This window comes from Pseudomonas sp. FP2335, assembly GCF_030687535.1.
Lineage (GTDB): Bacteria > Pseudomonadota > Gammaproteobacteria > Pseudomonadales > Pseudomonadaceae > Aquipseudomonas.
This window is the reverse complement of record NZ_CP117437.1, coordinates 5,490,250-5,510,290: the sequence shown is the minus strand read 5'-3', so window position 1 is coordinate 5,510,290 and position 20,041 is coordinate 5,490,250. Positions and strand designations below refer to the sequence as shown.

Sequence of the window (20,041 nt, the reverse complement as noted above, 5' to 3'; positions counted from 1 at the left end):
AATTCCTATGTTGCATATCTTCTGTCCTCACTGTGGCGAACTGCGCTCCGAAGAGGAATTCCACGCGTCCGGCCAAGCGCATATCCCGCGCCCGCTGGACCCGAATGCCTGCACCGATGAGCAGTGGGGCGACTACATGTTCTTCCGCGACAACCCCCGTGGCCTGCACCACGAGTTGTGGATTCACGCCGCCGGTTGCCGCCAGTATTTCAACGCGACCCGCGACACCCTGACCTACGAAATTCTTGAAACCTACAAGATCGGTGAGAAGCCCCAATTCACCGCCAAGGCCTCTGGAGAGAAGGTATGAGCCAGACCAATCGCCTGTCCAACGGTGGCCGGATCGACCGTAATAAAGTCCTGACGTTTACCTTCAACGGCCAGACCTACAAGGGCTTTGAAGGCGACACCCTGGCCGCCGCCCTGTTGGCCAACGGCGTCGACATCATCGGCCGCAGCTTCAAGTACTCGCGTCCTCGCGGCATCTTCGCCGCCGGTGCCGAAGAGCCGAACGCGGTGTTGCAGATCGGTGCGACCGAAGCCACCCAGATTCCCAACGTGCGCGCCACGCAACAGGCGCTGTACCAAGGCCTGGTCGCCACCAGCACCAACGGCTGGCCGAACGTCAACAATGACGTGATGGGCATTCTCGGTAAGGTCGGCGGCAAGCTGATGCCGCCGGGTTTCTACTACAAAACCTTCATGTACCCGCAATCGTTCTGGATGACCTACGAGAAGTACATTCGTAAGGCTGCCGGTCTTGGCCGCTCGCCGACCGAGAACGATCCGGACACCTACGACAACTTCAACCGTCACTGCGACGTGCTGGTGGTCGGCGCAGGCCCTGCCGGCCTGGCCGCCGCACTGGCTGCCGCACGCAGCGGCGCGCGCGTGATCATTGCCGACGAGCAGGAGGAGTTCGGCGGTTCGCTGCTCGATTCCCGCGAAAGCCTCGACGGCAAGCCGGCTACCGAATGGGTCGCCAGCGTCATCGCTGAACTCAAGGCCCTGCCGGACGTGGTGCTGCTGCCGCGCGCCACCGTCAACGGCTACCACGACCATAACTTCCTGACCATTCACGAGCGCCTCACCGATCACCTCGGTGACCGTGCGCCGATTGGCGTGGTGCGCCAGCGTATCCACCGTGTGCGCGCCAAACGCGTGGTGTTGGCGACGGGCGCGTGCGAGCGTCCACTGGTGTACGGCAACAACGACGTGCCGGGCAACATGCTCGCCGGTGCGGTCTCTACCTACGTGCGTCGCTACGGCGTGGCGCCGGGTAAAAAACTGGTGCTGTCGACCAATAACGACCACGCCTACCGCGTTGCGCTGGACTGGCTCGACGCCGGCCTGCAAGTGGTCGCCGTCGCCGATGTGCGCCACAACCCACGTGGTGCGCTGGTGGAAGAAGCCCGCGCCAAAGGTATTCGCATCCTCACCGGCAGCGCCGTGATCGAAGCCCGTGGCAGCAAGCACGTCACCGCTGCCCGTGTGGCCGCGATCGATGTGAAAGCGCACAAAGTCACCAGCCCAGGCGAATGGCTGGACTGTGACCTGGTGGCCAGTTCCGGCGGCTACAGCCCGGTGGTTCACCTGGCGTCGCACCTGGGCGGCAAGCCGACCTGGCGTGAAGACATCCTCGGTTTTGTCCCGGGCGAAGCGCCGCAGAAACGCGTGTGCGTCGGTGGCATCAATGGCGTCTACGGCCTCGGCGATTCCCTGGCCGATGGTTTTGAAGGCGGCGTGCGCGCGGCCAGCGAGGCCGGTTTTGCGCCGGTCGAAGGCACCCTGCCAAAAGCCCTGAGCCGCTTGGAAGAGCCAACGCTGGCGGTATACCAGGTGCCCCACGACAAGCCGACCGCACGGGCGCCGAAGCAATTCGTCGACCTGCAGAACGACGTCACCGCCGCCGCCATCGAACTGGCGACCCGCGAAGGTTTCGAGTCGGTCGAACACGTCAAGCGCTACACCGCACTGGGCTTCGGCACCGACCAGGGCAAGCTGGGCAACGTCAACGGCCTGGCGATTGCCGCCCGTTCGTTGAACGTGACCATCCCGCAGATGGGCACCACCATGTTCCGTCCGAACTACACGCCGGTGACGTTCGGCGCGGTGGCGGGCCGTCACTGTGGGCACATCTTCGAACCTGTGCGCTACACCGCACTGCAAGCCTGGCACGTGAAGAACGGCGCCGAGTTTGAAGACGTCGGCCAGTGGAAACGCCCATGGTATTTCCCACGCAACGGTGAAGACCTGCACGCCGCGGTGAAACGCGAATGCCTGGCCGTGCGCGACAGCGTGGGCCTGCTGGATGCGTCCACACTCGGCAAGATCGACATTCAGGGCCCGGATGCCCGTGAGTTCCTCAACCGCATCTACACCAACGCCTGGACCAAGCTCGATGTGGGCAAGGCGCGCTACGGCCTGATGTGCAAGGAAGACGGCATGGTCTTCGACGACGGCGTAACGGCCTGCCTCGCCGACAACCACTTCCTGATGACTACCACCACCGGCGGCGCTGCTCGCGTGCTGCAGTGGCTGGAAATCTACCAACAGACCGAATGGCCAGACCTCAAGGTGTACTTCACCTCGGTCACCGACCACTGGGCCACCATGACCCTGTCCGGCCCCAACAGCCGCAAGCTGCTGGCCGAAGTCACCGACATCGACCTGGACAAGGACGGCTTCCCGTTCATGACCTGGAAAGAAGGCCTGGTGGGCGGCGTACCGGCGCGGGTGTTCCGGATCTCGTTTACCGGCGAGCTGTCGTACGAAGTCAACGTGCAGGCCGACTACGCCATGGGCGTGCTCGAACAGATCGTCGCGGCGGGCAAGAAGTACAACCTGACCCCCTACGGCACCGAAACCATGCACGTGCTGCGGGCCGAGAAGGGCTTCATCATCGTCGGCCAGGATACCGACGGCTCGATGACTCCGGACGACCTGAACATGGGCTGGTGTGTCGGTCGCACCAAGCCGTTCTCGTGGATCGGCTGGCGCGGCATGAACCGTGAAGACTGCGTGCGTGAAGAGCGCAAGCAACTGGTGGGCCTCAAGCCGGTCGATCCGAAAGTGTGGCTGCCCGAAGGTGCGCAACTGGTGTTTGATCCGAAGCAGTCGATCCCGATGAAGATGGTCGGTCACGTCACTTCAAGTTATGCGCACAACTCCCTTGGTTATTCGTTTGCCATGGGCGTGGTCAAGGGCGGCTTGAAGCGCATCGGTGAACGGGTGTTCTCGCCACAGGCCGATGGCAGTGTGATCGAGGCGGAGATTGTGTCTTCGGTGTTCTTCGATCCCAAGGGTGATCGTCAAAATATCTGACGGACCGAGTAGCGGCCTTCGCGAGCAAGCCCGCTCCCACATTTGGAATGCGTAAACCCTGTGGGAGCGGGCTTGCTCGCGAAGACGCCAGTAGCCTCACAACAGAATTTGGATAGGTGCTTTATGACAGCAGCCAATGTGTACCAACAACGCCCAACCACCGGGGCCAAGGCCGAGTCGTCGCTGCACCATGCCGACCTCGCCAGCCTGGTTGGCAAGGGTCGCAAGAACGCCGGTGTGACCGTGCGTGAAAAGAAACTTCTGGGCCACCTGACCATCCGGGGCGATGGGCACGATGCAGCCTTCGCCGCCGGCGTGCACAAGGCCCTCGGCATCGAACTGCCCAGCGCCCTGACCGTGATCGTCAAAGGCGAAACCAGCCTGCAATGGCTCGGCCCGGATGAGTGGTTGCTCATCGTGCCAAGCGGTGAAGAATTCGCCGCCGAGAAAAACCTGCGCGAGGCCCTGGGTGATTTGCATATCCAGGTGGTCAACGTCAGCGGCGGCCAGCAGATCCTTGAACTGAGCGGCCCGAACGTGCGCGACGTGTTGATGAAGTCCACCAGCTACGACGTACACCCCGACAACTTCCCGGTAGGCAAGGCGGTGGGCACGGTGTTCGCCAAGTCGCAACTGGTGATCCGCCACACGGCCGAAAACACCTGGGAACTGCTGATTCGTCGCAGCTTCTCGGACTACTGGTGGTTGTGGTTGCAGGACGCCTCGGCGGAATTCGGCCTCAACGTCCAAGCCTGAGGAATCAGCCATGAGCCGCGCACCTGATACATGGATTTTGACCGCCGACTGCCCCAGCGTGCTCGGCACGGTGGACGCGGTCACCCGCTACCTGTTCGAGCAGGGCTGCTACGTTACTGAGCACCACTCGTTCGATGACCGGCTTTCGGGCCGGTTTTTCATCCGCGTGGAGTTCCGCCAGCCCGACGGTTTTGACGAGCAAGGTTTCCGCGATGGCCTGGCCATTCGCGGCGAAGCCTTTGGGATGATCTTTGAGCTGACGGCGCCAAACTACCGGCCAAAAGTGGTGATCATGGTCTCCAAGGCCGATCACTGCCTCAACGACCTGCTGTACCGCCAGCGCATCGGCCAATTGTCGATGGACGTGGTCGCGGTGGTGTCCAACCACCCCGATCTGAAGCCGTTGGCCGACTGGCACCAGATTCCCTACTACCATTTCCCCCTCGACCCCAATGACAAACCGTCCCAGGAGCGTCAGGTGTGGCAGGTGGTGGAAGACACCGGTGCCGAACTGGTGATCCTTGCGCGCTACATGCAAGTGCTGTCGCCGGAGCTGTGCCGCAAACTTGATGGAAAGGCCATCAACATTCACCACTCGTTGTTGCCGGGGTTCAAGGGCGCCAAGCCGTATCATCAGGCGTACAACAAGGGCGTGAAGTTGGTGGGCGCCACGGCGCATTACATCAACAACGATCTGGACGAAGGCCCGATCATCGCCCAGGGCGTGGAGGTGGTGGATCACAGCCACTATCCCGAGGATTTGATCGCCAAGGGGCGTGATATTGAAGGGCTGACGTTGGCCCGGGCCGTTGGGTATCACATTGAGCGGCGGGTTTTCTTGAACGCCAATAGAACGGTGGTGCTCTGACTGACGCCTTCGCGGGCAAGCCCGCTCCCACATTGGGAATGCGTACTCCTGTGGGAGCTGGCTTGCCTGCGATGAGGCCCTGACAAACAACGCAAAAACAGCATCTGTAACCCGAGCACTTAAACGCGCTGCCCAGCCAAAGGGCAACGCAGTTCCATAAAAACAACAGCGAGGTGAAAGCATGTCTGGTAATCGTGGTGTCGTGTATCTCGGCAACGGCAAGGTCGAAGTACAGAAAATCGACTATCCCAAAATGCAGGACCCCCGTGGCAGGAAGATCGAGCATGGCGTCATCCTGCGCGTGGTCTCCACCAACATCTGCGGCTCCGACCAGCACATGGTGCGCGGCCGTACCACCGCCCAGACCGGCCTGGTGCTCGGTCACGAGATCACTGGTGAAGTGATCGAGAAGGGCAGCGACGTCGAGAACCTGAAGATCGGCGACCTGGTTTCCGTCCCCTTCAACGTCGCCTGCGGCCGCTGCCGCTCGTGCAAAGAGCAACACACCGGCGTGTGCCTGACCGTCAACCCGGCGCGTGCCGGGGGGGCCTACGGCTACGTCGACATGGGCGACTGGACCGGCGGCCAGGCCGAATACGTGCTGGTGCCGTACGCCGACTTCAACCTGCTCAAGCTGCCGGACCGCGACAAGGCCATGGAAAAAATCCGCGACCTGACCTGCCTCTCCGACATCCTGCCAACCGGCTACCACGGCGCCGTCACGGCCGGCGTTGGCCCTGGCAGCACCGTGTACATCGCCGGTGCCGGCCCGGTCGGCCTGGCCGCTGCCGCGTCTGCCCGCCTGCTCGGCGCGGCGGTGGTGATCATCGGTGACGTCAACACCATCCGCCTGGCCCACGCCAAGGCCCAGGGTTTTGAAATTGTCGACCTGTCCCAGGACACGCCGCTGCATGAACAGATCGCCGCGTTGCTGGGCGAGCCTGAAGTGGATTGCGCAGTCGACTGCGTGGGCTTCGAAGCCCGTGGTCATGGGCACGACGGCGTCAAGGCGGAAGCCCCGGCCACGGTGCTCAACTCGCTGATGGGCGTGGTGCGCGTGGCGGGCAAGATCGGTATTCCGGGCCTGTACGTCACCGAAGATCCGGGTGCTGTCGACGCCGCCGCGAAAATGGGCAGCCTGAGCATCCGCTTCGGCCTGGGCTGGGCCAAATCCCACAGCTTCCACACCGGCCAGACCCCGGTGATGAAGTACAACCGCGCGCTGATGCAAGCGATCATGTGGGGCCGTATCAACATCGCCGAGATCGTCGGTGTGCAGGTCATCAGCCTGGACGACGCGCCAAAAGGCTACGGCGAGTTTGACGCAGGCGTGCCGAAGAAGTTTGTGATCGACCCGCACAAGCTGTTCAGCGCGGCGTAATCGACAGATAAGGGCGACTCAGGGTCGCCCTTATCTCATGGGTCAGTTTTTTATAAACAACCAGCTGATACACATACTGATGAAAGAGATGAAGCTGATCAGGGTGGGTATGACCATCCAGTACTTGAGATGCGCAGGTATTTTTTCGACATCCTCAACACGTACCAAATGCCTCCATTGAAATAGTGTGGGAACTAGAATGATGAGCGCCATGGCGACGAGACGAGAGGGCCGCCCTTCAAAGGGAGCATTACGAAGTGCACTCTTGTGCACGATGATATAGGCGCTGCAGTCCACATAGCGCTCTGCAGCATCGAGTTTTTTGAACATGGCGTAAAAGATCAGCGGGAAGCTAAGTAGCATGATGGCCCCCGAGCAGATGCCGATGTATTCAATGAACATCTAATCCCTCACAGTCTTGAAGAGAAATCTTCCAGTACTTTCCCCCAACTCGCTCCCCACCTTGCCACCGACCAGTCCGCCTGCTGCACCACCTACAATTGCGCATGCCAAGGCGCCGGCGAGTTCCCTGCGTTTAAACAAGAACTCATCTCTTGCCGCCAGGGTGCCCTTTCTCAAGTACTGCTTATGCAAATCATCGATGTCCTTGAGCGTTTTCTCGAGCTTTGCCAGGTGATTGCTCCAGGCACCACTGGTGCTGACAATGCCAAGAGAGGCCAGGGACATGATTACTTGTAGTTGATCGTAGTTTTTGACCAAGAATTGATCGACGGCAGAGTGCGCCAATAACGAGTGTTTGATGTTTTCGGCTGAGCGCATCAATCGCGCTTCTTCTGCCGTGCAGGACGCTGTTCGGTTATCTCCGATAATGACCAACTGCCCAGGCAACACCACGGTGTTGCGGATGTGCTGATTGAGGAAATCGAACTTTGTGTGCGTGTGCAGGTTGAGTGACAGGCTTAGTTTGAGCAGTGGATAAGGCTGAGGCCTTTCGTTGATGAATGCGTAGGGTCCTTGCATCGCGTACACCTCCAAGATTGTGGCGCACGACTATAAGAAGGCGCCACAGATGGAGTAAGACGCTAACTGGAGCATGGTTAACGTTTCAGAAGCGGACTACTCAAGTGTCCGCTCGTGCCTACAATGGCAGTGTGGGAAGGATCAGCGATTGGCCAACGCCCCTTGGTACACCGTCGGGCCTGTCGGTTGTTTGCTCACCGAGCCGCCTTTGGTTTCCGAACTCACCATCAGCGTGACCGGCTTCTTGATCGACTCTTGCTGGCGCGGGTTGAGGCCGATGATGCCTTTGCCGTCTTCCGGCAACAGGCCAAGGGACACTGGCACGCCGTCTTCGGGGATTGCCCACAGTTCCAGGCTCTGGTCTGGCGCAGGGGTGGCGGCGGCAATCGGTTGCACTTCCAGGTAGTCCTTGTGGGCCATGATCTGCGCAGCGGGCTGCTGGGTCGTGGTCACCAGGGTCGCGGCGGATTTGACCGAGTCTTGGGTGTAAAGGGCACCGCCGATACCAGCGAGCACCACAAGGCAGGCGCCCACGAACAGACGCGGGCCGTTCCAGAATGAGGGTTTGTGCTCAATCACTTGGGGGTCGATCGTAGTCATAGGTCTCTTCCTGACAAATTTTGTAGTCAACTCATGGACCTTGTGCAGGACGATGGGTTCCTGAACCCATCGCCCGTGATCTTCGCTAAAGTGATGCCAATTTGCCTTGATATAGCACTGGGCCAGTGGGCTGGCCGGTCGGTGAGCCGCCTTGTGGCTCCAGGCTCACGGCCAAGGTCAGTGGCGTGGAGAGCAGGGCTTTTTGTGCGTTGCTCAGCTGGATTTGACCTTTACCCGCTGTGGGTACCAAGCCCAGTGAAATCGGTTTGCCACCGGCGGGAATCGCCCACAGTTGCAGGGCACGCGCCGGTTCCACGGCGGCCAGGGCCAGGGGCTCGACCTGCAGTCGGTCACCCACCGCCTGCACCCGCAATGCCGGTTGCTGGCTGGCGTTGACCAGGGTGGCGTCGTACGTCACGCCTGGATCGCGGGGGTACAGCACGCCCACCAGCAGCGCCGCGCCCAGCACGCAAGCGGCCGCGAGCAAGCGCCAACTGATCCTGAACGCTTTCTTCGCCGGCATATGCAGCACCTGCGGTTCGATGCGCGCCTGGATGCCCGCCCAAACGTGATCCGGCACCGGGTGTTCCGGCAGCTCGCCGCTCAGCGTGGCGAGGGCGTCCTGCCAATGGCCGAGCTCGACCCGCAGCGCGGGATCTTCCAGCAGCAACCCATCAAAGCGCCGACGCGCGGTCGCGGGCATCAGACCGATGGCGTAGTCGGCCGCGAGGGCGCGGCGCAGGGTCGTGGTTTGGTAGTTCATGATTCAAGGCACCTGCGTAGGCGCTCCATGCCGCGACGGATCCAGGATTTGACCGAGCCCAGCGGCGCCGCCATGTGCGCGGCCAGCTCTGCGCACGACAGGCCCTTGAAGTAGGCCACGCTGATCGATTGACGCTGCATGCCGTCAAGGCTGTCGAGGCAGCGGTTCAGTGCATGGGTATCGCGTTCGCGGTCGAGTTGCTCGTGGGCGCTGGGGCCGTCATCGAGCAGGGCGTCCTGCTGGCCGTCGGCCAGGGGTTGCTCGCGGTGTTTGCGCAGTTGGTCGATGGCCAGGTTACGGGTGATGTTGACCATCCACGTCATCGGCGCCGCTAGGTGGGCCTCGTAGCGCGAGGCGTTGTACCAGATCCGCACGAAGGCTTCCTGCAGCACCTCTTCGGCCAGGTCCGGGCGCCCCATGAACCGCAAGGCAACGCCGTGCAAGCGCGGCGAAACACTGCGGTAAAGGGTTTCGAACGCCTGGCGATTGCCCTCGGCACATCGGGCCAGCAAGGCGCACAACGGATCAGCGTCGTTGATCGAAATAAGGCATCTCCAGGCTCGTGAACGAGGTCGACGGCACTGCGCACGGTAGGCAAAGGGTAGTTCAGCTTGTGCGTTCATTCCATTTCACTCGCGGCGGCGCATGGTGGATATACGCGAGGGCAGGGGATTCGGATGCAGCCTTTTCTGAACTAACCTCCATGTGGGAACAATCCTTCGGGACAGTCAGTCAAACCCATGCTTTCAGCTCTTACATCCAGAGGTTGTTTCAATGAAGATTTCACGCGGTTTCGCCCTTTCCTGCCTGATGACCCTGGCAGCCGGCCCGGTGTTCGCCGCAGGCTTCAGCCTTGGCGATGCAGCCAATGCGATTTCCGGCATGCAAGGTGGCAACAACAAGGCTGCCGCTGCCGCACCGTCGTCCGAGACGGCCGATTTGCTGAGCACACTGACCTCGCAACTGAACATCACCCCCGAGCAAGCCATTGGCGGCACCGGCGCGATGCTCGGCCTGGCCAAGAACAAGCTGAGTGGCAATGACTACTCGCAACTGGGCAACAGCGTGCCGGGCCTGGATCAGCTGTCGGGCAACAATGCCCTGGGCAGCCTCGGCGCCTTGAGCGGGATGCTCGGCCAGGCCGGTGGCAGCAAGACCAGCGGCCTGGACGGCCTGCTGGGTAACGTGAAGAGCACCAACGACCTGAACACCGCGTTCGGCGCCCTGGGTATGGACAGCGGCATGATCGGCCAGTTTGCCCCAGTGATCCTGCAGTTCCTGGGCGGCCAGGGTGCCAACGAATCGTTGCTGGGCAAATTGGCCCAGGCGTGGGGCACCGGCAGCTAAGAACGCTCTGCGCGCAGTTGTTCGATGCGCGCATCCTTCTCGTTCCAGAGCTGGTTCACCCAGTTCTGGACGGTCTGGCGAAACGCCGGATCGTTCTCGTAATCCCCCTGCCACAACGCCGGGTCCAGTTCACGGGTACGGATGTCGATGATCACTTCTGGCACCGCGCCGCTGATCAAATCCCAGAACCCCGGAATCTTTTGCTGTGGATACACCACGGTCACATCGAGGATCGCGTCCAACTGTTCGCCCATCGCCGCCAGCACGAAGGCCACGCCGCCCGCCTTGGGCTTGAGCAGGCGTCTGAACGGTGAGTCCTGCTGCTGGCGCTTGGCCTCGTTGAAGCGCGTCCCTTCCAGGTAATTGACCACCGTCACCGGCTGGCGCTTGAACAATTCACAGGCCTGTTTGGTGATTTGCAGATCCTGCCCGGCCAGTTCCGGATGCTTGGCCAGGAACGCCTTGCTGTAGCGCTTCATGAACGGGTAATCCAGCGCCCACCAGGCCAGGCCGAGGAACGGCACCCAGATCAGCTCTTTTTTCAGGAAGAATTTGAAGAACGGCGTGCGCCGGTTGAGGGCCTGGATCAGCGCCGGGATGTCCACCCAGGATTGGTGGTTGCTGATCACCAGGTAGGAGGTGTCGCGACGCAGGTCGTCGCCGCCGCGAATATCCCAGCGGGTGGGGATGCAGCGCGCGAAGATCAGTTTGTCGATCTCGGCCCAGGTCTCGGCGATCCACATCACCGCCCAGGACATAGAGTCGCGAGAACGGCCAGGGGCGACCAGCTTGAGCAGGGCAAACACCATCAACGGACCGATCAGGACCAGGGTGTTGAGCAATAGCAGCAGTGTGACCAGACAGCCGGTGAGCAGGCGGCGCATAAGCAACTCTTGGGATCTTGTGGGCGGGCCATGATAAGAGAGCTGAGTCTAGAGACCAAATCGCAAAGTATCGGACGAATGTTTCACAATGTGCCGGGTATGGTTCGGCAGAGCTAACTAAGTGCCGCGCGTGCGGTCTAGAATCCGCCTACTTCTTTCCGAGGACATGCCTTCGTGAAACTTCTATTTGCCTCGCTTGCCCTGGTTGCCTTGCCGGTCATGGCTGCTGAACCGACCCTTTACGGTCGCTACGAATACATCCAGTTGCCGGAGATCGGCCAAACCTTCAAGGCCAAGATGGACACCGGTGCGCTCACCGCTTCGCTGTCGGCCCGTGACATCGAAACCTTCCAGCGCGATGGCGATGACTGGGTGCGTTTCCGCCTCGGCGGCAAGGATGCGTCGGACAAAGTCTACGAGCACAAGGTCGCGCGGATCAGCAAGATCAAGAGCCGCGCCGACGAAGATGACGAGAAGGACGAACCCGCCGTGGCCAAGCGCCCGGTGATCGACCTGGAAATGTGCCTGGGCAACGTCAAGCGCACCGTCGAGGTCAACCTCACCGACCGCAGCAGCTTCAACTACCCGCTGCTGATCGGTGCCAAGGCCCTGCGTGAATTCGGCGCTGCGGTAAACCCGGCCCGTCGTTACACTGCCGACAAACCGGACTGCTGACAGAGCCCCATGCCCCACATCCTGATTGTCGAAGACGAAGCGGCGATAGCCGATACGCTGCTGTTCGCCCTGCAAGGCGAGGGTTTCACCACCACCTGGCTGAGCCTCGGCCAGGAGGCGCTGGCCTATCAGCGCCAGACCCCGGCTGACCTGATCATCCTCGACATCGGCCTGCCGGACATCACCGGCTTTGAAACCTGCAAGCAATTGCGCCGCTTCAGTGAAGTGCCGGTGATGTTCCTCAGTGCCCGTGACGGCGAGATCGATCGGGTGGTGGGTCTGGAAATCGGCGCCGATGATTATGTGGTCAAGCCGTTCAGCCCGCGGGAAGTGGCGGCGCGGGTGCGGGCGATCCTCAAGCGTGTAGGACCCGGTGTTGCGCCGGCGGTGTTTCAGGTGGACCTGGAACGCATGCAGATCAACTATCGCGGCCAGCCCCTGAGCCTGACGCGGCATGAATTCCGTTTGTTGCAAAGCCTGCTGGAACAGCCCGAGCGTGTGTTCAGCCGTGAACAATTGTTGGACGCGGTCGGCGTGGCCGCGGATGCCGGTTACGAACGCAATATCGACAGCCATATCAAAAGCCTGCGCAGCAAGTTGCGCAGCGTCGCCGCCGAGGCCGAGCCGATCCAGACCCATCGCGGCCTCGGCTACAGCTACAGCCCGAGCCACAGCTGATGCGCCTGGGGCTGCGGATCTTCTTGGTGTACGCGCTGTTTATCGGCCTGACCGGTTATTTCGTGCTCAGCACGGTGATGAAGGAAATCCGCCCCGGCGTGCGTCAGTCCACCGAGGAAACCCTGGTGGACACCGCCAACCTGCTCGCCGAGATCCTGCGCGATGACGTGAAAAACGGCACCCTTGGTCAAAGCCACTGGCCCGAATTGCTCAAGGCCTATGGCAACCGCCAGCCAGGGGCGACCATCTGGGGGCTGCCGAAAAACCAGGTCAACCACCGCATCTACGTGACCGATGCCAAGGGCATCGTGCTGCTCGACTCCACGGGCGAAGCGGTGGGCCAGGATTACTCCAAATGGAACGACGTGTACCTGACCCTGCGCGGCGAGTATGGCGCCCGTTCCACCCGCAGCGCAGCGGATGACGCCGCGTCGTCGGTGATGCACGTCGGTGCGCCGATCCGCGACAACGGCCAGATCATCGGCGTGGTCACCGTGGCCAAGCCCAACAGTTCGTTGCAGCCCTATGTGGACCGCACCGAGCGGCGCTTGCTGTGGTACGGCGCCGGCCTGGTGGTGCTGGGCCTGTTGCTCGGGGCGTTGCTGTCGTGGTGGCTGAGCGTGGCCCTGCGTCGGCTCACGGCCTACGCAGAGGCGGTCAGCGAGGGGCGGCGGGCCGAGTTGCCGCATTACCGGGGCGGCGAGCTCAAGCAGCTGTCCACCGCCGTGGAGCACATGCGCACGCAGTTGGAGGGCAAGGCCTACGTCGAACATTACGTGCACACCCTGACCCACGAACTGAAAAGCCCGCTGGCGGCGATTCGCGGCGCGGCGGAGCTGTTGCAGGGCGACATGAGCCGCGAGCAGCAGCAGCGCTTTGTCGGCAATATCGACAGCGAAAGCGCGCGCTTGCAGCAGTTGATCGAACGCCTGCTGAACCTGGCGCAAGTCGAGCAACGCCAGGGGCTGGAAGAGCAGGCGCAGATTCCGCTGGCGACTATGGTCGAGGACGTGCTCAAGGCCCAATGTGCGCGGATCGAAGGCGCGGGCCTGCATGTCGAGCAACGGATAACGGCGGATGTGAAGGTGTATGGCGAACCCTTCCTGCTGCGCCAGGCCCTCGGCAACCTGCTGGACAACGCCTTGGACTTCACCCCGCCCGGTGGGGTGTTGCGGTTCAGCGCGCAGGTGCAGCACAACGCTGTGCACGTCAGCCTGTTCAACCAGGCCGCACCGATTCCCGACTACGCCCTGCCGCGCCTGAGCGAGCGTTTCTACTCGCTGCCACGCCCGGCCAGCGGGCGCAAAAGCACCGGCCTGGGCCTCAACTTTGTCGAAGAAGTGATGAAGCTGCACGGCGGCGCGTTGCAGATCGGCAATGTGCAAGGTGGGGTGAACGTGGTGCTGCATCTCCACACAGTCTCCACAGTGCCCACATAAATCTCCCACACAGGCTGCCCAGACTCTCCCCATCAAAACAGGGAGAGTCCCATGAACCGCAGTCTGCTTTTCAAACTTGGCGCGATTGCGCTGCTGATGCTGGTGTTGCTGATTCCACTGCTGATGATCAACGGCATCATCGGCGATCGCCAAAACACTCGCGATGCCGTGCTGGATGACATCGCCCGCAGCTCCAGCTACAGCCAGCGTCTGACTGGCCCGTTAATGGTGGTGCCGTACCGCAAGACTGTGCGCGAGTGGAAGCTCAATGAAAAGCTCAACAAACGCTACGAAGTCACCCGTGAAGAGCGCGGCCGTTTGTACTTCCTGCCAGACAGCTTCGAACTCGACGGCAAGGTGCAGACCGAACTGCGCGCCCGTGGCATCTACCAGGCGCGGCTGTTCCATGCCGACAACCGTATCAGCGGGCATTTCGAACTGCCGGCACAACTGGGCATCACCGAAGACTTTGCCGACTACCGCTTTGAACCGGCGTTCCTGGCGGTGGGTATCAGCGATATTCGTGGCATCGAGAACTCGCTGAAACTGGAACTGGGCAGCCAGCGCCTGGACTTCGAACCGGGCTCCCAAGTCGACTGGCTGGGCGAGGGCGTGCACGTGGCGCTGCCGGAGCAGGACAGTAAAAAACCTTATGTCGTGACCTTCGCTTTCGACCTGCGCCTGCAAGGCACCGAACAACTGCAAGTGGTGCCGGTGGGCAAGGTCAGCCAAGTGTCACTCGCCTCCAACTGGCCGCATCCGAGCTTTATCGGCAACTTCCTGCCGGCCCAGCGTGACGTCACCGATCAGGGCTTCAGCGCCAACTGGCAGACCTCATTCTTTTCCACCAACCTTGAGCAAGCGCTGCAAAGTTGCCTGGACGGGCAGGGCTGCAAGGACTTCAACAACCGCAGCTTCGGCGTCAACTTCATCGACCCGGTGGACCAGTACCTCAAGAGCGACCGCGCGATCAAATATGCGCTGCTGTTTATCGCCCTGACTTTTGCCGGCTTCTTTCTGTTTGAAGTGCTCAAGAGCCTGGCAGTGCACCCGGTGCAGTACGCGTTGGTGGGCTTTGCCCTGGCGTTTTTCTACCTGCTGCTGTTGTCGTTGTCCGAGCACATCGGCTTTGCCCTGGCTTACCTGATCTCGGCGAGTGCCTGCGTGTTGTTGATCGGTTTCTACGTGTGCCATGTGCTGCGCAGCGTCAGCCACGGGCTGGGGTTTTCGGCGGGGTTGGCGGCGTTGTATGCCTTGCTCTACGGGCTGTTGAGTGCCGAGGATTACGCGCTGCTGATGGGCTCGCTGTTGCTGTTTGGGTTGCTGGGCACGGTGATGGTGCTGACGCGCAAACTGGATTGGTATGGCGTGGGCAAGCGCAAGGTGGTGGAGCCGTTGCAGTTTGATCTGGGGGCGGTGCAATGATTGGGTTAAGGGAAGATCAGCAGATGAAGGCGAGGCTAGTCAACTTCCTCAACCATGCCACTGGACAATGTGGGAGCGGGCTTGCTCGCGAAAGCGGTGGGTCAGTCAATGAATCCGTTACTGATAGACCGCATTCGCGAGCAAGCTCGCTCCCACAGGGGAATGTCGGTGGGGGTTAGGCGGGAGGTTGGGTTTCAAGCATCGACGGACGCTGGCTGACCTCGGCGTACCAGGCGGCGAGCTGCGGGTTGTCGAGGCGCCATTGCAGGTCCGGGTGGCGGAAGTCCAGATAACCCAAGGCACACGCCACGCTTATCGCGGCGATGTCGAAATGGCTGGCCAACTCGGCAATCGCTTCGGCTTCCAACTCGGCGACACTGCGGCGGATCTTGTTGCGCTGCTCATCCAGCCACTGGTCCCAGTGCTTCTGCACCGGGCGCATCGCGGTCTCGTAGCGCACCAGCACGGCGGCATCCATGATGCCGTCGGCTATTGAGGCCAGGGTCAGGCGGCGCCAGCGGGCGGAGCCGTCGCGGGGGATCAGCGGGTTGCCGACGTGCTGGTGGTCGAGGTAATCGAGGATCACCCGGCTGTCGTGCAGCATCGAACCGTCGGCCAGGCGCAGGGCCGGGATCTTGCCCACGGGGTTGCCTTGCACCACTTGCAGGTCGGGCTGGACCGGCGTCGGCAGGGTGGCTTGCAGCGCCACGCGGTCCTGCTGGCCGGTTTCGATCAGCAGCACGCGGACCTTGCGCACGAAAGGGGAAGCGGGGTTGTGGAACAGGGTCATGGTGGGCATGGGCATTCCTCAAGATGGCAGCGGCTAGCCTAGAGGCATTTGTGGTGTTTTTGAAGGCCTCTTCGCGAGCAAGCCCGCTCCCACATTTGACCCCATTTTGTCAGGCGGATCGCGGTCGAATGTGGGAGCGGGCGTGCTCGCGAAAGCGCCATCAGCTACGCCGCTTAAACAACCCCCAAGTGCCAAGCGCCGCCGGCACCCCCAACCCCACCCAACTCAACGCATCCCACCACCCATCCCCCAGCAACGCCGCAAACAACCCGGCCGCACTGAGCAAACCAATCCCCAGCGGAATCCCGAACACTTTCCAGAAACTCGACTGCCTTGGCTTCATGTCTTGCGCCTGACGATCCACAGATAAACCCCGCTGAGCAACACGATGATGGTCAGCACATCCAGCACAGCCCACAAAATCTTCATCGGCATGCCGCCATAGTCGCCAAAGTGCAGCGGCTGGGACATGCCCATGGCGTCCATGTACCACGGCCGCTCGGCGATGGCAGTGACGGTCAGGGTGCTGGCGTCGATCAGCACCGGCGTGAGCAGGTGCGAGGTCAGGTGCGTGCTGCCCTTCATGAACACCGCGTAGTGGTGCTCGCTGGAAAAGCGCGTGCCGGGGAAGGCGATAAAGTCTGGCTGCATGCCCGGTGCGGCCTTGGCGGCGATGGTCAGCAAGTCCGTTGCCGGGGCGCGCTGGGTCAAGGGCGGGGCGTTTTTGTAGGGTTCGATCATCGCGCCGAGGCTGTCCTGGCGCCAGGCGGCGATGATCAGGTCGGCGCAGGCGCTGATCACGCCGGTGACGCCGACCACCAGGGCCCAGGTCAGGGTCACCACGCCGATCAGGTTATGCAGGTCGAGCCAGCGCAGGCGTGTGGATTTGTCGTGGCGCACCGTGGCGAACCTCAGGCGGCGCATGAACGGCAGGTACAACACCGTGCCCGAGATGATTGCCAGCACAAACAGAATGCCCATGAACGCCAGCAACAACTTGCCCGGCAGCCCGGCGAACATATCCACATGCAGACGCAGCAGAAACAGGGTGAAGCCGCCATTTGCCGACGGCATCTGCACCGCATCGCCCGTACGCGCATCCAGCATGAAGGTGTGCGACGAATTGGGTTCGGTACCGGCAGTGGCGGCCATGATCGCGATCACACCGTTTGGGTCGTCCTCGTCCCAGGCCAGGTACTGCATGGCCTCGCCGGGGCGATGGGCCTGGGCCTTGGCCACCAGCTGTTCGAGGTTGAGCTGCGGCGTATCGGCGGGCATCTGCGCCAGCGCCGGCTCGTTGCCCAGCAGGTGGTCGATCTCGTGGTGGAACACCAGCGGCAGGCCGGTGAGGGCAAGCAGCAGCAGGAATACGGTGCAGATCAGGCTGGTCCAGGTGTGGACGAAGGACCAACGGCGGATGGTAGTGCTTTTCATTTTCCAGCCTTCAGACATGCCGAGGCCGCCCACTGGGGGCGGCCCGGCTGTTAACTCAGCCGATCACCACTGGTAGGTGGCGCTGGCAACGACGCTGCGTTGGTCACCGAAGTAGCAATAATTGGCGTCGCAGGTCGACAGGTAGTCCTTGTTGAACAAGTTGGTGGCGTTGAGCTTCACCGATGCGCCCTTGAGGGCGTTGTCCAGGCGGCTGAGGTCGTAATGCACCGAACCGTCGAACACGGTGTAGGCGTTGGCCTTGCCCAGCCAGGTGTTGGCCTGGTCGCCATAGGTGTTGCCGGTATAACGCGCGCCAAAGCCGACGCCGAAACCATCGAGTGGGCCGGTGTGCCACGTGTAGTCAGTCCACAGCGAGGCTTGCTGGTTGGGCATCAAGGTCAGGCGGTTGCCTTTGTAGATGCCTTTTTGCACCTCGGACTTGGCCAGGGTGTAAGCGGCGATGACCTTGAGGTTCTCGGTCACGTCAGACACGGCTTCCAGCTCCAGGCCCTTGACCTTCACTTCGCCGGTCTGGCTGTTGATCTGCTGGTTGCCAGCGCCAAGGGTGGTCACTTGCACGTTCTTCTGGGTCAGATCGTAGACCGCCGCCGTCAGCAGCGTGTTGGAACCGGGCGGCTGATACTTGACGCCCATTTCCCACTGTTTGCCTTCGGTCGGTTTGAAGGTCTTGGCCGCACTGGTATCGGCGTTGCTCGCCGGTTGGAACGATTCGGCGTAGGACAAGTACGGTACGAAGCCGGAATCGAACACATAGCTCAGCGCTGCGTTGCCGCTGAAGTGTTTGATGCGGTCGGTGTTGGTCGCATCGCTGTCGTTGAAGTAAGTGGTGGCCTGATGCACCCAGTCTTCGCGCCCGCCCAGGGTCAGGCGCCATTTGTCCAGGGCCATCTGGTCCTGTACGTAGAGGCCGGTCTGCACGGTTTTCTGGTTGTAGTCGTAGAACGGCCGGACGTCGGTCGGGCGCACCGTCGGCGTGGTATTGACCGGGTTGAAGATGTTGATACCCGAAGCGGTGCCGTAAATCGCGCGGTAGGACGTATCGGTACGCTGGTGGTCCAGGCCCAGCAGCAAGGTGTGGATCACGTCGCCAGTGGCGAAGTCGGCCTGGAAGTTGTTGTCCACCGCAAACTGGCCGATGTTCTCGTCCACATTGGTGGTCGAACGGCTGATATTGCCCGCGGCATCCGCCGGCGAATAGGCATAGGAGCCCACAGTCAATTGCTGGAACGATAATTCCGACTTGGTGTAGCGCAGGTTCTGCTTGAACTGCCACGTATCGTTGAAACGGTGTTCGAAGGCATAACCCAGCGCGTAGTAGGTACGGTCGTAGAACTCGTAGTCCGGGTCGCCCAGGTTCTTGTGATGGGACACTTCGCCCAGCGGCGATTTGATCTTGGTGCCCTGGATCGGCATGAACTGGCTGGTGGTGCCGGTATCGTCGCGGGTGAACTGCGAGAGCAAGGTCAGTTTGGTGTCGGGGTCGACGTTCCAGGTCAGGCTGGGGGCGATGTTGTAGCGCTTGTTATCGATATGATCGACCTGAGTGCCGGCATCGCGCACCACGCCGCTGAGGCCGTAGAGGAACTGGCCTTCATCGTCGATCTTGCCGGTGCTGGCGAAGTTGATCTGGCGGTAGTTGTCGCTGCCGTATTGCACTTGGACGGCATGGCTCGATTCTTCGCTGGGACGGCGGCTGACCATGTCCAGGAGGCCTCCCGGTGGCGTCTGGCCGTACACCGACGACGCGGGGCCGCGCAGCAGGGCGAGGCGGTCGAGGTTCCAGGTCTCGGCCTTCGGGTTGGCGTAGACGCCGCGCGGCAGTGGCAGGCCGTCGAGGAACTGGGTCGGTTCGAAGCCGCGTACGCGCATCCAGTCGTAGCGGGTGTCGCTGCCGTAGCTCGCGGAGACGATACCGGGCATGTATTTGACCGCGTCATCCAGGTTCTGCACGTTGCGGTCTTGCATCTGCTGGCGGGTGGCGACGGAAATCGAGCGCGGCGCCTCGACCAGGGCGGTATCGGTCTTGGTCCCGGCAGCGGTGCGTGTTGCGACATACCCGTCCACCGGGCCCCAGGCGCTTTCATAGCTGCCTTGGCCAATGATATTGGTCTGCGGCAACGCCACTACACCCTCCGGGATTGCCACCAGCGTGTACGTGCCCGCGCTGCTCTGTTCCAACTGCAAGCCCGTGCCGCGCAGGGCTTCGCGCAGTGCACCTTGTGCATCGAACTGGCCTTGGACCGGGGCCGAGGTCTTGCCGGCGGCGAGCGCCGGGTTGAGGGTCAGGGCCAGGCCCGCTTGGCTGGCGATCTGGTTCAGGGTGGCCGCCAGGGGCGCCGCCGGCAGGTTGTAGGCACGCACGCTGGAGGCCTGTTCGGCGGCGATCAGCAAGGGGCTGGCCAGCGGGGTACCGAGGGCGATGGCCACGGCTAACAGGCTGGGGCGCAGCAGGGTGTCTAGCGTGCGGGACATGGGGCGGCTCCTGAATGGAAATATTTCTCAATTGCCTAGGTGCCGAACGAGAATCGAAAAGTGATAGGGCTGGGTGTAATTATTTTTTTGCGCTGTTCTTGGGGGCCTCTTCGCGAGCAAGCCCGCTCCCACACTTGACCGCATTCGTTCAGGTAGAACGCGGTCGAATGTGGGAGCGGGCTTGCTCGCGAAAGCAATCGGCC

20 protein-coding genes are annotated in these 20,041 nt (G+C 61.8%); 10 read left to right on the top strand and 10 right to left on the bottom strand.

Annotated features, from left to right (window positions below):
- Positions 1-7 precede the first annotated feature (7 nt).
- The 5 genes from PSH81_RS24900 to fdhA all read left to right on the top strand — a co-directional run bounded on the left by PSH81_RS24900 (position 8) and on the right by fdhA (position 6,329).
- Positions 8-310, top strand: coding sequence for a sarcosine oxidase subunit delta (locus PSH81_RS24900; RefSeq protein ID WP_073525868.1), 303 nt, complete (start codon positions 8-10; stop codon positions 308-310).
- A complete protein-coding gene (locus PSH81_RS24895; protein ID WP_192299862.1) occupies positions 307-3,324 on the top strand; it encodes a sarcosine oxidase subunit alpha in 3,018 nt (1,005 codons plus the stop codon). Before PSH81_RS24900 ends, PSH81_RS24895 begins: the two co-directional genes overlap by 4 nt.
- A gap of 123 nt (positions 3,325-3,447) precedes the next feature.
- Positions 3,448-4,080, top strand: coding sequence for a sarcosine oxidase subunit gamma (locus PSH81_RS24890; RefSeq protein WP_192299861.1), 633 nt, complete (start codon positions 3,448-3,450; stop codon positions 4,078-4,080).
- Between the two features lie 10 nt (positions 4,081-4,090).
- A complete protein-coding gene (gene purU, locus PSH81_RS24885) occupies positions 4,091-4,948 on the top strand; it encodes a formyltetrahydrofolate deformylase (RefSeq protein ID WP_226454496.1) in 858 nt (285 codons plus the stop codon).
- A gap of 181 nt (positions 4,949-5,129) precedes the next feature.
- Positions 5,130-6,329 carry a formaldehyde dehydrogenase, glutathione-independent gene (gene fdhA / locus PSH81_RS24880; protein WP_305391655.1) on the top strand — a complete coding sequence of 400 codons (1,200 nt, stop codon included), beginning with the start codon at positions 5,130-5,132 and terminating at the stop codon, positions 6,327-6,329.
- A 42-nt stretch (positions 6,330-6,371) separates the two neighbouring features.
- On the opposite strand, the gene PSH81_RS24875 is transcribed toward fdhA, so the two are convergent.
- From PSH81_RS24875 to PSH81_RS24855, 5 genes are all read right to left on the bottom strand, one after another.
- On the bottom strand, positions 6,372-6,731 hold the full coding sequence (locus PSH81_RS24875) for a hypothetical protein (protein WP_192299858.1): 360 nt from the start codon (positions 6,729-6,731) through the stop codon (positions 6,372-6,374).
- Positions 6,732-7,310, bottom strand: coding sequence for a hypothetical protein (locus PSH81_RS24870; protein WP_305391654.1), 579 nt, complete (start codon positions 7,308-7,310; stop codon positions 6,732-6,734).
- Between the two features lie 141 nt (positions 7,311-7,451).
- A complete protein-coding gene (locus PSH81_RS24865) occupies positions 7,452-7,910 on the bottom strand; it encodes an anti-sigma factor domain-containing protein (protein WP_226454495.1) in 459 nt (152 codons plus the stop codon).
- A gap of 85 nt (positions 7,911-7,995) precedes the next feature.
- Complete coding sequence (locus tag PSH81_RS24860; RefSeq protein WP_305391653.1) at positions 7,996-8,673, bottom strand: anti-sigma factor domain-containing protein; 678 nt, start codon at positions 8,671-8,673, stop codon at positions 7,996-7,998.
- Positions 8,670-9,296, bottom strand: coding sequence for an RNA polymerase sigma factor (locus PSH81_RS24855; protein WP_226454493.1), 627 nt, complete (start codon positions 9,294-9,296; stop codon positions 8,670-8,672). The genes PSH81_RS24860 and PSH81_RS24855 overlap by 4 nt, the downstream gene beginning before the upstream one ends.
- 151 nt (positions 9,297-9,447) lie before the next feature.
- Between PSH81_RS24855 and PSH81_RS24850 the strand changes: the two genes are divergently transcribed.
- Positions 9,448-10,020: a DUF2780 domain-containing protein gene (locus PSH81_RS24850; RefSeq protein WP_192299855.1), complete on the top strand. Its 573-nt coding sequence runs from the start codon at positions 9,448-9,450 to the stop codon at positions 10,018-10,020.
- Here the strand turns inward: PSH81_RS24850 and PSH81_RS24845 are convergent.
- Positions 10,017-10,904, bottom strand: coding sequence for an acyltransferase (locus tag PSH81_RS24845; RefSeq protein WP_226454491.1), 888 nt, complete (start codon positions 10,902-10,904; stop codon positions 10,017-10,019). The two genes, PSH81_RS24850 and PSH81_RS24845, sit on opposite strands and share 4 nt — an antisense overlap.
- A 174-nt stretch (positions 10,905-11,078) precedes the next feature.
- Here PSH81_RS24845 and PSH81_RS24840 point away from each other — a divergent pair, with 174 nt between their 5' ends.
- The 4 genes from PSH81_RS24840 to creD are packed head-to-tail and all read left to right on the top strand — an operon-like array spanning position 11,079 to position 15,121.
- Positions 11,079-11,579: an ATP-dependent zinc protease gene (locus tag PSH81_RS24840; RefSeq protein WP_192299853.1), complete on the top strand. Its 501-nt coding sequence runs from the start codon at positions 11,079-11,081 to the stop codon at positions 11,577-11,579.
- 9 nt (positions 11,580-11,588) lie between these two features.
- On the top strand, positions 11,589-12,257 hold the full coding sequence (gene creB / locus PSH81_RS24835; RefSeq protein WP_226454490.1) for a two-component system response regulator CreB: 669 nt from the start codon (positions 11,589-11,591) through the stop codon (positions 12,255-12,257).
- Entirely contained in the window at positions 12,257-13,696 is a 1,440-nt protein-coding gene (creC, locus tag PSH81_RS24830; RefSeq protein ID WP_305391652.1) for a two-component system sensor histidine kinase CreC, read from the top strand. The genes creB and creC overlap by 1 nt, the downstream gene beginning before the upstream one ends.
- Positions 13,697-13,747: 51 nt before the next feature.
- The gene (gene creD / locus PSH81_RS24825; protein WP_305391651.1) at positions 13,748-15,121 is read left to right on the top strand and encodes a cell envelope integrity protein CreD; all 1,374 of its coding nucleotides are present in this window, start codon (positions 13,748-13,750) and stop codon (positions 15,119-15,121) included.
- A gap of 175 nt (positions 15,122-15,296) precedes the next feature.
- On the opposite strand, the gene PSH81_RS24820 is transcribed toward creD, so the two are convergent.
- From PSH81_RS24820 to PSH81_RS24805, 4 genes are all read right to left on the bottom strand, one after another.
- Positions 15,297-15,926 (bottom strand): glutathione S-transferase N-terminal domain-containing protein, encoded by a 630-nt coding sequence (locus tag PSH81_RS24820; RefSeq protein WP_305391650.1) that lies wholly within the window; start codon positions 15,924-15,926, stop codon positions 15,297-15,299.
- Between the two features lie 145 nt (positions 15,927-16,071).
- Entirely contained in the window at positions 16,072-16,254 is a 183-nt protein-coding gene (locus PSH81_RS24815) for a hypothetical protein (RefSeq protein ID WP_305391649.1), read from the bottom strand.
- Positions 16,251-17,345 carry a PepSY domain-containing protein gene (locus tag PSH81_RS24810; protein ID WP_305391648.1) on the bottom strand — a complete coding sequence of 365 codons (1,095 nt, stop codon included), beginning with the start codon at positions 17,343-17,345 and terminating at the stop codon, positions 16,251-16,253. Before PSH81_RS24810 ends, PSH81_RS24815 begins: the two co-directional genes overlap by 4 nt.
- Positions 17,346-17,408: 63 nt before the next feature.
- Positions 17,409-19,838, bottom strand: coding sequence for a TonB-dependent siderophore receptor (locus PSH81_RS24805; RefSeq protein WP_305391647.1), 2,430 nt, complete (start codon positions 19,836-19,838; stop codon positions 17,409-17,411).
- Positions 19,839-20,041: the final 203 nt, after the last annotated feature.

Excerpts from the sequence above, each read along its gene's own strand:
- PSH81_RS24850 (WP_192299855.1), top strand. The coding sequence starts at position 9,448 with ATGAAGATTTCACGCGGTTTCGCCCTTTCCTGCCTGATGACCCTGGCA.
- PSH81_RS24895 (WP_192299862.1), top strand. The coding sequence starts at position 307 with ATGAGCCAGACCAATCGCCTGTCCAACGGTGGCCGGATCGACCGTAAT.
- creB (WP_226454490.1), top strand. The coding sequence starts at position 11,589 with ATGCCCCACATCCTGATTGTCGAAGACGAAGCGGCGATAGCCGATACG.
- PSH81_RS24815 (WP_305391649.1), bottom strand. The coding sequence starts at position 16,254 with ATGAAGCCAAGGCAGTCGAGTTTCTGGAAAGTGTTCGGGATTCCGCTG.
- PSH81_RS24810 (WP_305391648.1), bottom strand. The coding sequence starts at position 17,345 with ATGAAAAGCACTACCATCCGCCGTTGGTCCTTCGTCCACACCTGGACC.
- PSH81_RS24855 (WP_226454493.1), bottom strand. The coding sequence starts at position 9,296 with ATGAACGCACAAGCTGAACTACCCTTTGCCTACCGTGCGCAGTGCCGT.
- PSH81_RS24805 (WP_305391647.1), bottom strand. The coding sequence starts at position 19,838 with ATGTCCCGCACGCTAGACACCCTGCTGCGCCCCAGCCTGTTAGCCGTG.
- PSH81_RS24875 (WP_192299858.1), bottom strand. The coding sequence starts at position 6,731 with ATGTTCATTGAATACATCGGCATCTGCTCGGGGGCCATCATGCTACTT.
- PSH81_RS24865 (WP_226454495.1), bottom strand. The coding sequence starts at position 7,910 with ATGACTACGATCGACCCCCAAGTGATTGAGCACAAACCCTCATTCTGG.
- PSH81_RS24860 (WP_305391653.1), bottom strand. The coding sequence starts at position 8,673 with ATGAACTACCAAACCACGACCCTGCGCCGCGCCCTCGCGGCCGACTAC.
- PSH81_RS24890 (WP_192299861.1), top strand. The coding sequence starts at position 3,448 with ATGACAGCAGCCAATGTGTACCAACAACGCCCAACCACCGGGGCCAAG.
- PSH81_RS24820 (WP_305391650.1), bottom strand. The coding sequence starts at position 15,926 with ATGCCCATGCCCACCATGACCCTGTTCCACAACCCCGCTTCCCCTTTC.
- creC (WP_305391652.1), top strand. The coding sequence starts at position 12,257 with ATGCGCCTGGGGCTGCGGATCTTCTTGGTGTACGCGCTGTTTATCGGC.
- PSH81_RS24870 (WP_305391654.1), bottom strand. The coding sequence starts at position 7,310 with ATGCAAGGACCCTACGCATTCATCAACGAAAGGCCTCAGCCTTATCCA.
- creD (WP_305391651.1), top strand. The coding sequence starts at position 13,748 with ATGAACCGCAGTCTGCTTTTCAAACTTGGCGCGATTGCGCTGCTGATG.
- PSH81_RS24900 (WP_073525868.1), top strand. The coding sequence starts at position 8 with ATGTTGCATATCTTCTGTCCTCACTGTGGCGAACTGCGCTCCGAAGAG.
- PSH81_RS24845 (WP_226454491.1), bottom strand. The coding sequence starts at position 10,904 with ATGCGCCGCCTGCTCACCGGCTGTCTGGTCACACTGCTGCTATTGCTC.
- fdhA (WP_305391655.1), top strand. The coding sequence starts at position 5,130 with ATGTCTGGTAATCGTGGTGTCGTGTATCTCGGCAACGGCAAGGTCGAA.
- purU (WP_226454496.1), top strand. The coding sequence starts at position 4,091 with ATGAGCCGCGCACCTGATACATGGATTTTGACCGCCGACTGCCCCAGC.